The organism is Enterococcus sp. AZ067 (genome assembly GCF_051715005.1).
GTDB classification, from domain to species: Bacteria; Bacillota; Bacilli; order Lactobacillales; family Enterococcaceae; genus Enterococcus_D; species Enterococcus_D casseliflavus.
In genome coordinates this window covers 2,340,871-2,355,906 of the sequence record NZ_JBIOSY010000001.1, presented here as the reverse complement: position 1 = coordinate 2,355,906, position 15,036 = coordinate 2,340,871, and the positions used below count along the sequence as shown (strand labels likewise).

Annotated in this window: 16 protein-coding genes; 14 read left to right on the top strand and 2 right to left on the bottom strand. The window is 43.1% G+C overall.

Features of this window, described 5'->3' with window-relative positions; genetic code table 11:
• Nucleotides 1-16: 16 nt before the first annotated feature.
• The 12 genes from IGI82_RS11170 (at nt 17) to IGI82_RS11115 (ending at nt 8,745) form a co-directional block, all read left to right on the top strand.
• A complete protein-coding gene (locus IGI82_RS11170) occupies nt 17-331 on the top strand; it encodes a YbaB/EbfC family nucleoid-associated protein (protein WP_005229811.1) in 315 nt (104 codons plus the stop codon).
• Between the two features lie 14 nt (nt 332-345).
• The gene (recR, locus tag IGI82_RS11165) at nt 346-942 is read left to right on the top strand and encodes a recombination mediator RecR (RefSeq protein WP_005229813.1); all 597 of its coding nucleotides are present in this window, start codon (nt 346-348) and stop codon (nt 940-942) included.
• A gap of 20 nt (nt 943-962) precedes the next feature.
• The gene (gene tmk / locus IGI82_RS11160; protein WP_005229815.1) at nt 963-1,610 is read left to right on the top strand and encodes a dTMP kinase; all 648 of its coding nucleotides are present in this window, start codon (nt 963-965) and stop codon (nt 1,608-1,610) included.
• A gap of 32 nt (nt 1,611-1,642) precedes the next feature.
• Nucleotides 1,643-1,972: a cyclic-di-AMP receptor gene (locus IGI82_RS11155; protein WP_005229817.1), complete on the top strand. Its 330-nt coding sequence runs from the start codon at nt 1,643-1,645 to the stop codon at nt 1,970-1,972.
• Nucleotides 1,973-1,986: 14 nt separating this feature from the next.
• Nucleotides 1,987-2,919, top strand: a complete 933-nt coding sequence (gene holB, locus IGI82_RS11150; protein ID WP_438842228.1) for a DNA polymerase III subunit delta' — start codon at nt 1,987-1,989, stop codon at nt 2,917-2,919.
• 29 nt (nt 2,920-2,948) lie between these two features.
• Nucleotides 2,949-3,749, top strand: a complete 801-nt coding sequence (locus IGI82_RS11145) for a PSP1 domain-containing protein (RefSeq protein WP_087627662.1) — start codon at nt 2,949-2,951, stop codon at nt 3,747-3,749.
• Between the two features lie 19 nt (nt 3,750-3,768).
• On the top strand, nt 3,769-4,116 hold the full coding sequence (locus IGI82_RS11140) for a DNA replication initiation control protein YabA (RefSeq protein WP_026008088.1): 348 nt from the start codon (nt 3,769-3,771) through the stop codon (nt 4,114-4,116).
• Nucleotides 4,117-4,186: 70 nt separating this feature from the next.
• Complete coding sequence (gene rsmI, locus IGI82_RS11135) at nt 4,187-5,047, top strand: 16S rRNA (cytidine(1402)-2'-O)-methyltransferase (protein ID WP_015509949.1); 861 nt, start codon at nt 4,187-4,189, stop codon at nt 5,045-5,047.
• Between the two features lie 171 nt (nt 5,048-5,218).
• Nucleotides 5,219-6,436, top strand: coding sequence for an ammonium transporter (locus IGI82_RS11130; protein WP_087627661.1), 1,218 nt, complete (start codon nt 5,219-5,221; stop codon nt 6,434-6,436).
• Between the two features lie 16 nt (nt 6,437-6,452).
• Nucleotides 6,453-6,794 carry a P-II family nitrogen regulator gene (locus IGI82_RS11125; RefSeq protein ID WP_005229830.1) on the top strand — a complete coding sequence of 114 codons (342 nt, stop codon included), beginning with the start codon at nt 6,453-6,455 and terminating at the stop codon, nt 6,792-6,794.
• Nucleotides 6,795-6,944: 150 nt separating this feature from the next.
• Nucleotides 6,945-8,069: a DNA polymerase IV gene (dinB, locus tag IGI82_RS11120; protein ID WP_005229832.1), complete on the top strand. Its 1,125-nt coding sequence runs from the start codon at nt 6,945-6,947 to the stop codon at nt 8,067-8,069.
• A gap of 19 nt (nt 8,070-8,088) precedes the next feature.
• On the top strand, nt 8,089-8,745 hold the full coding sequence (locus IGI82_RS11115) for a DNA alkylation repair protein (RefSeq protein ID WP_087627660.1): 657 nt from the start codon (nt 8,089-8,091) through the stop codon (nt 8,743-8,745).
• A 137-nt stretch (nt 8,746-8,882) separates the two neighbouring features.
• Here IGI82_RS11115 and nrdG read toward each other — a convergent pair whose 3' ends face one another.
• Together nrdG and nrdD are read right to left on the bottom strand one after the other, a co-directional pair.
• The gene (nrdG, locus tag IGI82_RS11110; RefSeq protein WP_005229836.1) at nt 8,883-9,479 is read right to left on the bottom strand and encodes an anaerobic ribonucleoside-triphosphate reductase activating protein; all 597 of its coding nucleotides are present in this window, start codon (nt 9,477-9,479) and stop codon (nt 8,883-8,885) included.
• 83 nt (nt 9,480-9,562) lie between these two features.
• Nucleotides 9,563-11,758: an anaerobic ribonucleoside-triphosphate reductase gene (gene nrdD, locus IGI82_RS11105; protein WP_034869343.1), complete on the bottom strand. Its 2,196-nt coding sequence runs from the start codon at nt 11,756-11,758 to the stop codon at nt 9,563-9,565.
• A 286-nt stretch (nt 11,759-12,044) separates the two neighbouring features.
• On the opposite strand from nrdD, the gene IGI82_RS11100 reads away from it, so the two are divergent.
• Both IGI82_RS11100 and IGI82_RS11095 read left to right on the top strand, forming a co-directional pair.
• A complete protein-coding gene (locus IGI82_RS11100) occupies nt 12,045-12,809 on the top strand; it encodes an ABC transporter ATP-binding protein (RefSeq protein ID WP_005236606.1) in 765 nt (254 codons plus the stop codon).
• Nucleotides 12,799-14,853, top strand: a complete 2,055-nt coding sequence (locus IGI82_RS11095; protein WP_438842227.1) for an FtsX-like permease family protein — start codon at nt 12,799-12,801, stop codon at nt 14,851-14,853. The genes IGI82_RS11100 and IGI82_RS11095 overlap by 11 nt, the downstream gene beginning before the upstream one ends.
• Nucleotides 14,854-15,036 lie beyond the last annotated feature (183 nt).

Genomic DNA, 15,036 nt, shown 5'->3' with positions numbered 1-15,036 from the left:
AATGGAGTGATTGATAATGATGCGAGGCATGGGAAATATGCAAGGCATGATGAAACAAATGCAAAAAATGCAAAAAGAAATGATGAAAGAACAAGAAGCGCTGAACAGCAAACAATTTATCGGCGAATCGACAAATGGCTATGTCAAAGCGACCTTTACTGGCGATAAGACATTACAAGACATTACTATCAATGAAGCGATCGTTGATGCTGACGATGTGGAAATGCTGCAAGATATGATCATTTTAGCTGTCAATGACGGATTGAAGAAAATTGAAAAAGAATCGGAACAAACGATGGGCAAATATACAAGAAACATTCCGGGTCTATAAAAGGAGAAATGACGGTGCAATATCCTGAACCGATCGCCCGATTGATCGACAGTTACATGAAACTGCCGGGAATCGGACAAAAAACCGCGACACGTTTGGCATTTTATACAATCGATATGAAAGAAGAAGTCGTCAATGAGTTTGCCAAATCGTTGCTTAGTGTCAAACGAGATTTGCACTTTTGCAGTATTTGCGGAAATATAACTGAAGAAGATCCTTGTGAGATCTGTAGTGATCCAACAAGAGACAAAGAAACGATTTTAGTGGTTGAAGAGCCTAAAGATGTCATGGCACTAGAAAAAGTCCGGGAGTATCATGGACTTTATCATGTGCTGCATGGCGTGTTATCCCCGATGGAAGGGACAGGTCCAGAAGATATCAACATTGCATCGCTGATACAGCGGCTGCATGATGATCAGGTCAAAGAAGTGATTATTGCGACCAATGCGACCACGGAAGGTGAAGCAACGGCGATGTATATGTCACGTTTGATCAAGCCTGCTGGTATTAAAGTCACGCGTTTGGCTCATGGCTTATCTGTGGGCAGCGATATTGAATACGCGGATGAAGTGACCTTGCTAAAAGCAGTAGAAGGTCGCCGAGAATTATAAAGATATTGGAGGCAATTAGGGTGAATGGATTGTTTATAACCATCGAAGGACCGGATGGTGCTGGAAAAACCAGTGTGATCGAAGAGTTGTATCCTCGGTTACAGCTTGAAGCAACAAGAAAAATCGTGAAAACAAGAGAACCTGGCGGAGTTAAAATCGCTGAAAAGATTCGTAAAATTATTTTAGATCCGCGAAATGAAGAAATGGATGAGCGGACGGAAGCCTTACTTTATGCAGCGGCCCGCCGCCAACACTTGATTGAGGTTGTCCTGCCGGCATTAAATGCTGGACACATCGTGATCTGTGACCGCTTTGTTGACAGTTCGCTTGCCTATCAAGGAGCTGGACGCCGCATCGGGATTCCTGAGATCGCACGGATCAACGAGTTTGCGACGGAAGGAACGACGCCTGATTTTACCTTGTATCTAGATGTTGACTCTGATACTGGCTTGCGTCGCATCCAAGAAAACCGCGCACATCAATATGACCGCTTAGATTCGGAAGGATTGGAGTTTCATCAACGGGTTCGTCATGCGTATCTTAAGCTGGCGGAAGAAAATCCTGTACGCATTCATAAGATTGATGCTAGAATGGGGTTACAAGAAGTTGTTGAATCCAGCTATTCAGCAATCGTTGAATCGTATCCTGCTTACTTCAAGTCAATCTAGAGTAGGTTGGATAACACAAAGGAGATGGTCCCATGAAATTAATTATGGCAATCGTACAAGACAAAGACAGTAATCGTTTGGCAAATGAGTTTATTGATGCCAATATCCGTGCTACAAAATTGTCCTCAACGGGTGGGTTTTTAAAGGCTGGCAACAGTACGTTTATCATTGGTATTGAAGACGATCGGGTACAAGATGCATTAGAATTGATCAAAAAAACCTGTCAATCAAGAAAACAATATGTCTCGACACCGATGTCTTTAGACATTTCCTTAGACGGTCAAGTTCCTTATCCAGTCGAAGTCGAAGTCGGCGGAGCAACTGTGTTCGTGCTACCGGTTGACGGATTCCATCAATATTAAAAAAGGAGCTTTTCATGGAGGAGTTATTTCTACAAGAATATCAGCCTCTTGTTTTTGCCCAACTAAAAAAAAGTATCAAGCATGGGCGCATTGCTCATGCTTATCTTTTTGAAGGGGACAAGGGGACTGGCAAGCACGAATTAAGTCTGTGGCTCGCAAAACGCCTTTTTTGTACCAATGTGCAAGAAGAAGCCCCGTGCGGCACTTGCAGCAATTGTCTGCGGATCGCCCAAGGAGAGCATCCTGACGTCATCCAAATCGAGCCGGATGGGCAGATGATCAAAGTCGACCAGATTCGGCAGCTGCAAGAGGAGTTCTCAAAAAGCGGCTTTGAAAGTCGTCTGAAAATCTTTATTTTGTCTCAAGCTGACAAAATGAACAACAGCGCTGCCAACAGCCTATTAAAGTTTTTGGAAGAACCGGTGGGAAACTTTTTGGCGATTTTAGAAACTGAGAGTTTAGGACGTATTTTGCCGACGATTCAGTCTCGCTGTCAGATCATTCATTTTTCGCAGCTGTCAAAAGAAAAACTACAGGAGAAGCTCCAAGAAGAAGGACTTTCCAAAGAGACGAGTCGACTTCTGAGCCACTTGACTAATAGTTATCATAAAGCAGTTGAAATCTCGCAGGATGAATGGTTTAATGAAACTAAGGATGCTGTTAAGCGTTGGGTGAATTACCTTTTGAAGAAAGACCCGCAAGCATTTATTTTTGTTCAGAAAAAATTATTGGGTCTAGCAAAAAAAAAAAATCAGCAATCAGAAATCTTTTTGCTCTTGTTATTTTACTTTCAAGAGGAACGAGATCGATTGTTGGCACAAGGTTTATGGGGAAAAGAGATCAATCGTGCCATTGAAGCCGCATTGCAAGCACAAAAAAAATTGCAAGCCAATGTGTCTTTCCAAGGAGTGGCAGAACAATTTTCCGTGAAAATCATCTATGGATAAAACGCAGCAGCCGGAAAAGGAGACCAGAGATGATCGAAGTTGTCGGAGTGCGTTATCATGACGTGGGCCAGATTTATTTTTACACACCAAAAAAACAGACCTATACCATAAATGAACAAGTCATCGTGGAATCACAAGATGCCAAATGTCTTGCCACGGTGGTTACAAAAAGCAGAAAAATGAATGAGAGCGATTTGCCTCAAGCAGTCAAACCGATCCTGCGTCGAGCGACGAAAAAAGATTTGGAGCAAGCTGCCGCCAATCAAAAAGCAGCAGACGATGCGTTGAAAATCGGGAAAGAAAAAATCCGAGCACACCAGCTGCCAATGAAGCTGATTCGGGTGGCATATACCTTTGAGCGCACAAAACTGATTTTTTCGTTCACGGCAGAAAGCCGCGTCGATTTTCGTGAGTTGGTCAAAGACTTGGCAAGTGAATTTCATACACGGATCGAACTGCGCCAAATTGGTGTCAGGGATGAAGCAAAGGCGCTAGGCGGAGTTGGACCCTGCGGTCGCAAACTATGCTGTGCGACGTTTTTAGGCGATTTTATCCCAGTGTCCATCAAGATGGCTAAGGATCAAGGACTCTCCTTAAATCCTGCAAAAATTTCAGGGTTATGTGGTCGTTTGATGTGTTGTCTTAAGTACGAAAGTGAAGAGTATGAGCGTGCAAAAAAAGAATTGCCGGATCGCGGCAAGGAAGTTGAAACGCCAGATGGCAAAGGACGTGTGGTCGGGCTGGATCTGTTGAGCCGAGTGATCAAAGTCCGTTTGCATGATCGGCAAACACCAATCGAGTATGATTATGAAGAACTAGTGACAAAATAAGTAGGTGACCATAATGAGCATGGACAAACGATCAATATATGACGGATTGAATCAGTTAGAAGTGGAGTTGCAAAATTCCTTGAATAATCTAGCGGAAATGAAGCAGTCTTTGCAAGAAATCGTCGAAAAAAATACGACATTAGAATTGGAAAATCAACGCTTACGTGAACACATTCGTGAGTTGAACCAAGTGGCAGATGCACCCGCTGAATCGGTCAAACAAGAGCTTTCTAAATCACGGATGAATTTAGAAAAGATTTACGAAGAAGGATTTCATGTTTGTTATGACTTATACGGTTCTCGCAGAGAACATGACGAACCTTGTGCGTTTTGTCTAGAAGTGATCTATCGTGAAAGCGGCAAATAGCTGACAGACGAAGCGGTTCGTTAGAAAAAAGATCAGTTTCTGCTGGTCTTTTTTTCGAAAGGAGCAGTACATGCAAAAGCAGCAAAGTTATAAACAAGACACTGGAAAACTATATCTTGTTCCAACACCGATCGGTAACTTGGAAGATATGACGTTCCGATGTGTCAAAATTTTAAAAGAAGCGGACCTGATCGCAAGTGAAGATACTCGAAATACCCAGAAATTGTTGAATCATTTTGAGATTGCGACACCGCAAAAAAGCTTACATGAACACAATTATAAAGAACGGGTGCCACAGCTGATAGAACAGCTGCAAATGGGCAAGACTATTGCCCAATGCAGTGATGCTGGTATGCCCTCCATTAGTGATCCAGGTCATGAATTAGTCAAGGCGTGCTTGGTCGAAGGAATCGCAGTGATTGCGCTCCCAGGACCTACGGCTGGTTTGACCGCGCTGATCGCTTCTGGCTTATCACCGCAGCCGAATCTTTTTTATGGCTTTTTACCTCGTAAGAAAAAAGAACAAAAGCAAGCGTTAAGTGAATTGGCAAGCCAAAAAGCTACGATGATTTTTTATGAGTCACCGTATCGAATCGCAGCGACGATCGAAACGATGAAAGAGGTATTGGGAGAACGTCAAGCAGTTATCTGCCGTGAATTGACAAAAATCCACGAAGAATATTTGCGAGGGACCTTTTCAGAATTGATTGAATACCTCGACCAACAACCAATCAAAGGGGAATGCTGTCTATTAGTGGAAGGCGCTTCTGAAATCCCTGAAGTCGTTTATGAAGGAAGCTATGCTGAACAGGTGGCAGCCTTGATGGAAGAGGCAGACTTGTCTTCGAAAGAAGCCATCAAAGAAGTGGCTAAACGCAATCAAGTGAAGAAACAGCTTGTTTATCAAGCCTACCATCAATTAGAAACGTAATCATACCGAGAATTCTCTCGGTATTTTTTTGTCTTTTTTCGGACTTGTGTTAAATTATCTGACATCAATAGTTAGCTATTTTCAGAAAATTCACGGTTTTCTCAGAAAAATCTAGATTATTTGAAAATATGATGTTAGGATAGCTAACATAAAGAAAAGGAGGCGTCAAAAATGAACACAGGGAATATTGCATTTATTTTAATTTGTAGCGGCATGGTTTTTCTTATGACTCCAGCATTGGCATTTTTTTACGGAGGATTGGAACGTCGCAAAAACATCCTCAATACCATGATGATGGTGATTTGTACGATGGGCTTGGCGTCTGTGCTATGGGTCGCTTTAGGGTATACCTTATCTTTTAGCGGCACAGGCTCATTTATTGGGAATTTAGATAAAGTCTTTTTCAATCATGTCTCGATGACAGAAGGAGAAGGGATTCCTGAAGGGTTATTTGCGGCCTTTCAAATGATGTTTGCCTTGATCACAACGGCGATCATTACTGGATCTGTCGTGGGCAGAATGCGTTTCTCAGCTATTTTCCTATTTATCGGCTTCTGGCTAGTTCTCGTGTATTTTCCAATGGCACATATGGTATGGGGCGGCGGTTTCTTAGATGCGATCGGCTCGATCGATTTTGCAGGAGGCAATGTCGTTCATATCAGTTCGGGTATCAGTGGGTTAGTCTTAGCGGTCGTTGTCGGTAAGCGGCGAGAATTTCATCAAACCGAATATCGTCCTCATAATATTCCCTTTGTTGTACTAGGTGCTGGCCTTTTATGGTTTGGCTGGTTTGGCTTTAATGCTGGCTCTGCGTTAGCAGCTGATGGTCTAGCGATCCACGCCCTAATGACCACGAATACGGCAGCAGCCAGTGCGATGCTTTCTTGGATGCTGATCGAAAAAATCGTGTTGGGCAAACCGACGATCGTTGGTGCGTGTACTGGAGCCGTCGTGGGCTTAGTTGCCATCACACCAGGTGCGGGATTTGTCTCGCTTTGGTCTTCCTTTATCATTGGCGCTTTAGTCAGTCCGTTTTGCTACTTCTTTATTTCTGTCATCAAACATCGTCTAGGATTAGATGATGCGCTGGATGCCTTTGGTTGCCATGGCGTAGGCGGGATCTTTGGCGGTTTGATGACGGGGATCTTTGCGGATCCAGCAGTGGGTGGACGGTCAGGATTGCTCTATGGCGGCGTTGATCTTTTTCTCGTACAAGCCGAAAGTATCGTATTTACGATTCTATTTGCAGGTATCTTATCCTTTGTCATTATCACTTTGATCAAATGGGTGATGCCGATTCGCGTATCGCAACAAGAAGAAGCAGTGGGGATGGATCGGATCGAACATGACGAAACGGCCTATCCTACCTTTATGGGGTTAGATTCTTAAGAGTGGAGGAGCAGTCATGAAAAAAGTTGAAGCGATTATTCGCCAAGAAAAATTAGAAGAACTAAAGGCCGCATTAGACCAGTCTGATTTGATCAGCGGCATGACAGTCAGTCAAGTGCTGGGCTGCGGCAATCAAAAAGGCCTCAAAGAGTTTATTCGTGGCCAAGAAGTGATCACAACTCTTTTACCAAAAGTAAATGTCCGTTTTGTTTTAGCAGATGAAAAAGTCGATGCGGTGATTGAACTGATTGTATCGATCTGTCGGACAGATGAAGTCGGTGACGGCAAAATATTCGTCTACCCGTTGGAAGAAGCGATTCGGATTCGCACTAATGAACGAGGGGAAGCTGCCTTATAGTAGAACTTCTTGGACCATGAAGAGGGCCGCAAAAGCAGTGAATGTAGAAGGAAGGACCAATGAAGATTGGTCCTTTTTGCGTGCTTCCCACGATTCCTTGCTTGATAGGGAACTTCTGTTCGTTTATAATAAGAAGTGAGGTGAACAACGATGTCGGAACTACAATTTCCCTTAAAAAATGATACGAGCCGCAAAATTATTCATATTGATATGGATGCTTTTTTTGCTTCGGTGGAAGAACGGGATGATCCAGAGCTTGCCAAGCATCCCCTCGTCATTGCCCGTCACCCAAGTGATACTGGCGGACGAGGAGTGGTCACGACCGCCAATTATCTGGCACGACAATATGGCATCCACTCGGCAATGAGTGCGCAAAAAGCCTATGAGCTTTGTCCGCAAGCGATTTTTAAACCGGGAAATCATCAAAAGTATCGTGAAGTGTCCCAGCAAGTCAGAGAAATTTTTCATCGGTACACCGACATCATCGAACCAGTTTCTATTGATGAAGCGTATCTAGATGTCACAGTCAACAAGATCAATTGTCCTTCAGCAATTAAGATCGCTCGTTTGATTCAACGAGACATCTGGCAAGAGACTCATCTGACCTGTTCGGCAGGAGTCAGTTACAACAAATTCTTAGCAAAACTGTCTTCGGATTATCATAAACCACGAGGATTGACGGTGGTGATGCCAGATGAGGCAGTGGCATTTTTGCAACAATTACCCATTGATAAATTTCACGGGATCGGGAAGAAAACTGTTCCGCGGATGCATGAGTTAGGTATTTTTACAGGAGCTGATCTGTATGGCTGGAGTGAGATGGCGCTGATTCGTGAATTTGGCAAAATGGGGTATTCCTTGTATCGGAAAGTTAGAGGGATCCATGATTCCCCAGTTAGTGTGACGAGAGAACGGAAATCAGTTGGAAAAGAGCATACATACGGCAATCCATTAACCAGTGAAGAACAAGTATTGAGCCAGTTACGGGCTATCGCAGAAGAAGTCGAAAGATCACTGAAGCGCACACAAAAACATGGCAAGACGGTCGTGTTGAAAGTTCGTTACAGTGATTACTCTACGATCACCAAGCGAGTGACCTTGCCAACCTATGTTCATAAAAAAGAACAGCTATTTTCCGAAGCAAGTCTGATTTGGGAAGAAATTTTAGGTCTGGAAAAAGGCATCCGTCTTTTGGGGATCACCGTCACAAATCTTGATCCACTGACCTATGAAAATATCGTACTGCCCTTATGGCAACTATCTGACGAGCAGTAGTCAGAAGAGGAGGAGCAAAATGACACTCTATCAAGTATATGACACGATGGTGGGGTTGGCTGATCAGGAGCGAAGTGAAAAAATGGCCGCCTACATGCGGCATCAGTTTGATTTTTTAGGCATTCCTACGCCGTTGCGCCGCCAGCAGGAGAAAGCGACCTTCAAAGCAGCAAAACAAACGAAAACGGTTGATTGGGACTTTATCGATCATTGTTGGCAAAGCAGCTATCGTGAACACCAATACCTTGCGATTGATTATTTAGTGGTGATGGAGCCGTTTCTAGCGGCCATCGATCTGGCAAAAATTGAACAGCTAGTCATAACAAAAGCTTGGTGGGATAGCGTGGATGCCCTAAGTGAGGTTGTCAGAAAACTAGTTCGCCGACTGCCAGCGTTAAAAGCTGAAATGCTTCGCTGGAGTCTTGAGGAAAATCTTTGGTTGCGGCGAGTGGCAATACTCCATCAACTGCTGCAAAAAGAACGGATGGATCAACCACTGCTTGAAGAGGTCCTCGTCAATAATTTGGGGAGTTCTGAATTCTTTATCAACAAAGCTATTGGTTGGAGCTTGCGAGATTATGCCAAGACGAATCCTCAGTGGGTCCAAGACTTTCTTCTTCGCTATCAAACAAGTCTGGCGCCTTTGACGATTCGTGAAGCAAGTAAGTACCTGTAAAAAGCTTGGTCACTGAGTTGAGATAACATAAAAAAACACCGTGCATCATCTTTGAAGAAAGAGGAGGTGACCGCCAAAAGTTCGATTTTTTGGTCTAACTTTTGGGGTCACCTCAAGATGCACGGTGTTTTTAGTTTTTAAATTTGTTTTTTGATTTGTTCGTAACTTGCTTCAGCATCTTTGCACTTTGCCCAGATAACCGCTTTTCCTTGTTCCCGAGATGCAGCAAGATCAATGATTCGTTGATTGCTGCTGCCGCGAAACTGCAAGTTTAAATTTCGTTTGCTCAGTTCAAAACGACCGTCGACTAAAATATCGATTTTGGATAAAAGTTCCAATTTATCGGGTGTTTCCAAAAGCAATTCTTCATAGGTGTAGCCTGACCAGCTCCAAATATCTTTGCTGTGCCCAAATTCAGCACGAACCCGATCAACGACTTTCAGACAGACTGTTGTGTTCAAGAAAGGTTCGCCGCCTAGGAGGGTCAGCCCTTGGACATAATCATGCCGCAGATCTTCGATGATTCGATCCTCTAGTTCTTGCGTAAAAGGTGTACCATAGCGAAAGTTTTGGACCGCTTTGTTGAAACAGCCTTCACAAGCAAAGAGACAGCCGCTCACGTATAAACTATTTCGAATGCCTTCACCATCAACAAAGTTGAAGGCTTTGTAATCAGCAATATAATTTTGGCTATATTCTTTGGCTTGCCATTCTTTAGGTTTCGGATTTCTCATAAGAAAACTTCTTTCTATCATGAATTACAGGGATTGGTCTTCAAGAAAAGGAGTGTAGAAGAATTCTAGCACTCCTTTTTCGTTTATTCTTGCAAATGTTTGACCCGGGCAGAAATTTCTTTGTGCCGTCCATTGACCATTGGACGAGCTTGAGGATTTCCAAGATACCCACAGGTTCTTTTGACGACGTCACAACTTTTTGGGTCATGATTGCCGCATTGCGGGCATTCGAAGCCCCGTTCGGTTGGATTGAAATCTCCTTCATACCCACACTCATAACAGTGATCGATAGGGGTATTTGTTCCAAGATAGGCGACCCGATCATAAGCGTAATCCCAAACCGCTTCTAACGCTTTTGGATTTTGCTGCAAGACTGGGTATTCACAGTAATGAATAAACCCGCCAGAACAGTATTTTGGATATTCTTTTTCAAAATCAAGTTTTTCAAATGGTGTCGGATTTTTCCGCACATCATAGTGGAAGCTGTTGGTGTAGTATTCTTTGTCGGTAATGTTTTCAACTTCACCGAATTTTTCGGTATCCAAGCGGCAGAAACGATCAGTCAGGCTTTCACTAGGCGTCGAGTATACGCTGAAATGATAGCCGTATTCATCGCCCCAAGCATCTGCATGAGCTTTCAATTCTTTCACGATCGCTAGGGTAAAGGCTTTTGCTTCTGGATCTTGTTCCCATGTTCCACCATAAAAAGCCGAAGCAGCTTCATACAAACCGATATATCCAAGAGAAACAGTAGCACGTTTGTTTTTGAATAGTTCATTCACATTGTCTTTGCGATCCAAACGTTCACCGAAAGCCCCATACATATAAAGGATCGGCGCATTCGCAGGGCTGGCTTCTTTACAGCGCTCCACCCGATAGACAAGAGCATCCTTGACGATTTGCAGACGATCTTCCAGCAGCGTCCAGAATTTTTCTTGATCACCATTTGCTTCTAAAGCGATCCGAGGAATATTCAATGTTACGACGCCTAGATTCATCCGACCGACATTGACTTCTTCGCCACGTTCGTTTTTCCAGCCTTGCAAGAAAGAACGACAGCCCATCGGCACTTTAAAGCTGCCGGTCAATTCAACCAATTTATCATAATTCAAAATATCAGGATACATCCGTTTGGTGGCACACTCTAAAGCCAGTTCTTTAATATCATAGTTCGGATCGGTAGGGGCCAAGTTGACGCCACGGCGAATACTAAAGATCAATTTTGGAAAAATAGCGGTACGCTTTTCACTGCCTAACCCGTTGATGCGAATTTGGAGAATCGCTCGTTGGATTTCCCGTTCGAACCAGTTGGTTCCTAAACCAAAGCCAAGGGAAGTAAACGGCGTTTGTCCGTTTGAGGTGAATAACGTATTGATTTCGTATTCTAGACTTTGCATTGCATCGTAGATATCTTTGCGCGTTTTGCTCTTCGCATAAGCTTCCCGACGTTCAGGCGACTCGATCCATTCTTCGGCATCTTTTAGATGCTTTTGATAATTCAACTCAGCAAAAGGAGCCAATAATTCATCTGTTCGATCAGCAGAACAGCCGCCATATTGACTCGATGCTACGTTTGCAATGATTTGTGAGATTTGAGCGGTGGCCGTTTGGATCGATTTTGGCGATTCCACTTCGGCGTTCCCAATTTTAAACCCATTATTCAGCATGCCTTTAAAATCGATCAAGCAGCAGTTGGTCATTGGGGTGTAAGGATGATAATCCAAGTCATGGTAATGAATGTCGCCTTTTTGGTGAGCATTTGCCACGTGAGGAGGGAGCATTTTCAAACCGATCGATTTTCCTACGATCCCAGCGGTCAAATCACGTTGTGTATTGAACACATTGCTATCTTTATTGGCATTCTCATTGACGACCGATTGATCTTTATTCATCAATTTGTTGATCGTGAAGTTGATGTCTGTGGCTTTGCTGCGCTCGAAATCACGATGGGTCCGATAGTTGATATATTCTTCAGCCAAGGCATACTCGTTTTTTGCTAATAAGATATGCTCGACGATATTTTGGATCTCATAGATTTTTACATTCGTACGAAAACGTTCCGCGATCTCGTGATCGACACTGTCAACGATCTCGGTGATTTTTTCGTGGTCGATGGGAGAAAGCTCGCCGTTGATTTTTCTTAGGGCTTTCACTAACGCATCGTAAATTTTTTGATCATCAAAATCGACAAGCCGTCCATCACGTTTTACGATTTTTAACTGACGCAAAGCGGACTGTCTTTCCAACCCTTGCTCAGGATTTCTCTTAATGTTCATCATTTCTACCACTCCTTATCTTCCTCAATATAATAAAACAAATTGTAGAAATGAGCAACTATATATAGTAGTCGAAAAGGGTTTGTGTTTTGGATATACACAATATATGGTGTATATTCATTGAGGTGTTTTCGAGAAAACTTGATAAGATTAAGGATTTGGTTGTTCCATGTTTCACATAATGAATAAAAACTTTTTTAAATTTATTTTTTCTCTGTTTTGAAGCAGAAGTATTCAATGAGAAAGTATGCTACCATAAGGAGAGAATTTTTTTAAAGGAGGGTTCTGTGTGAAAAATATGATCGATGTGAAGCATCTGACAAAAAGTTACGGCACCCGTTTCAATCAAACCAAAGTATTAGATAACCTTTCTTTTGCAGTGGATCAAGGAGAATTTGTTGGGGTCATGGGGCCCAGCGGTGCTGGGAAAACGACCTTGATGAATCTTTTGTCTTCAATCATGCGACCTAGCTTAGGCTCGATCTATATCGATGGCAAAGACATTACCCGAATGTCGGAAAAAGCCCTCAGCGATTTTCGCCGTCAGCAGATTGGCTTCATCTTTCAAGATTTTAATCTTTTAGAGACATTGACAGCCAGAGACAATATTTTGCTTCCTTTAGCGATTGATCGCTTGCCCGTGAAGGAAACTCAAGTACGTATCGAGGAGACGGCCAATTTGTTAGGGATCGAACACTTGTTGGATCGCTACCCAGAAGAATTGTCTGTAGGGCAAAAACAAAGGGTCGCTGCTGCTCGGGCGATCATCAGTCGTCCGGCGGTCCTTTTTGCTGATGAACCCACGGGAGCCCTTGATTCAAAAGCGGCAACAGAATTGTTACGGTATTTAGCGCAGATCAATCAACAAGAAAAAACGACGATCTTGATGGTCACCCACGATCCTTTTACCGCCAGCTACTGCAATCGGATTCTGTTCATTCGCGATGGTGTCTTCTTTGCGGAAGTTGTCAAAAAAGGCAGCCGTCAGGAATTTTTCGAAAAAATCATCGATATGCAGGCTACGATTGGAGGCGGTCCGCGCCATGTTGTTTAAAATCGGCTGGCGGAGTTTTTTGCGGCAGTTTCGCAATTATATGGTGTATTTTATTTGTATGATGACCGCTGTGATGATTTTTTATTCCTTTAACGCCTTGATGAATGATCGTCTGCTGAATCAACGGGTCCAGCAAGATATCCGCATTGAAGGGGTTTTAGGATTCGGCAGCAGTGTGGTTGCCTTTGTCGTCTTGTTTTTTATGCTGAGTGCCAATCATTTTTTTCTTAGTCAGCGGCAAAAAGAAATCAGTGTTTACCAGCTTTTGGGGCTGCGGCAAGGTCGTCTGGCTTGGCTGTTGTTGCGGGAAACGTTTCTACTGAATTTTTTCTCTTTAGTGACCGGCATCTTTATGGGGATTATTTTTTCGAAATTTTTTTCTATGATTTTGATTCGAGCGATGGGTTTGAATTTAACGAGTCATTTCTTTAATTCACCCCAATCGATTTTTTCAACGGTTTTTGTCTTTATCGCGGCGATGATTATTTTGAGTATTCAAGTGATCCTTTTTGTTTGGCGTACCCCAATGAGTGAGCTGATCAAGACTGAATACCGCTTACCGATCAAGAAAATGAAAATGACCCCGTTTCGTTCATTAATGGGGGTTCTAGGTCTGATTCTACTGGGGTTAGGCTACTATTTGTCTTTGACCCTGCGGGAAACTTGGACCAACTATATCACGTACACACAAGATTTTTCAGCAATTTTATGGATTCCTTTATTGATTCTGTTTTGTTGTGTGACGGCAACCTATCTTTTTTTTGATTGCTCGTTGCCGGCATTGTTATATTTTTTGAGTAAGCCGAAAAAACGTCTTATCAAAGGGGCGAAACTGATTGCTTACAATAACGTGCGTGCTTACTTGCAAAGAACGTGGAAAAGCTATGCGCTTTTGACGATCATCACAGCGATCGCAATCTCCCTGATCGGGGGAACGATGGGGGTCATCTCATTAAACTATCAAGCAACGAACCGCATTTATCCAACGTCCTTTCAAGTGTCAGAAGAGCAGGCAGATACCTTGCGGGACCTTTTAGAAAAAGCCGATACACCGATTATTGCCGAACAATCGATTCCCTATAAAATGACCAATATGACGGTTCAAACCCGTTACCTTGGAGAGTTGCAAGACGAAAATATTGAAAATATCATGGTGAATCTGGTCGCTTTTTCTGATTATCAGCGTCTGCGAAAACTGGTTCCCGATGCCCCGGAGATTCAACTGAGTACCGATAAACAAGCGGTGCTTTTTGACAGTCAATACGATGTGACTCGTTCGTTTATCACCTATCGCGACGAGGTCAAAATCGGCAGTCAACATACGTTCAAACTCATTCAAGCAGAACAGGATTATTTTGGGGATTCTGCCTTGCGCTATTCCTTGCCGAATGTCCTTGTCATCCAAGATGATGCGTACCAGCAAGTTGAGGGCTTCACCTATAGCGTTGCTTATTTACAAACAGACAAGATGCAAACGGAGAGCTTGACTCAGCTGCTAGATGAAGAGCTGCCGATTGAGTGGACGCATCCTTTGACCTATGAGTTTAGCGATGACCAAAAAAGCGTGCGTTTTTATCCAGAGACTGCCCGAGATTCCACTAGTGAGAATAACCAGATGACCGCATATCGACTGACCTTAGCGAATCGTTTTACAACGATGCGCGGCGTGCGGCGGCAAGCAGGAATCGTTTTGTTTGTGTCATTATTTGTAGGTGTGATCGTTTTGATCACGACATCCAGCAGTTTGATCGTTCGGCAATTTTCAAATACCGAACGGGAGAAACACAATTACCGATTATTGACCAAACTAGGTTACACCCGAAAAGAAGTACGCAAACTCGTTTACTGGCAAAACATCTGGATTTTTATGCCAGGTACGCTACTGGCGATCTTGCATGCCGTCTTTGCCATCAATACCTTCACCCAAATCATCGACAGTCCTGGGTATTGGGTCGCTCATTTGTTTGCGGCTGTTGCAGCAGTCGTCTATCTATTTGCCTATTTGATTACCGTCAAGCTGTGTCTGCGAATAATTGAAACTTGATTGAATTCTTGATAAAACGATCCTTAGAATTGAAGCGAACCTTACAAGTTAGACCAAAAAATCTAATCTTGAGGATCACTACAAAACGAGGATCGTTTTTTCATTTAACCAATCTTTTTGTATTTCCCTCTGGCACCAGATTAAGAGAATGGTATAATCATAATCAATGAGACAAAGGAGGAA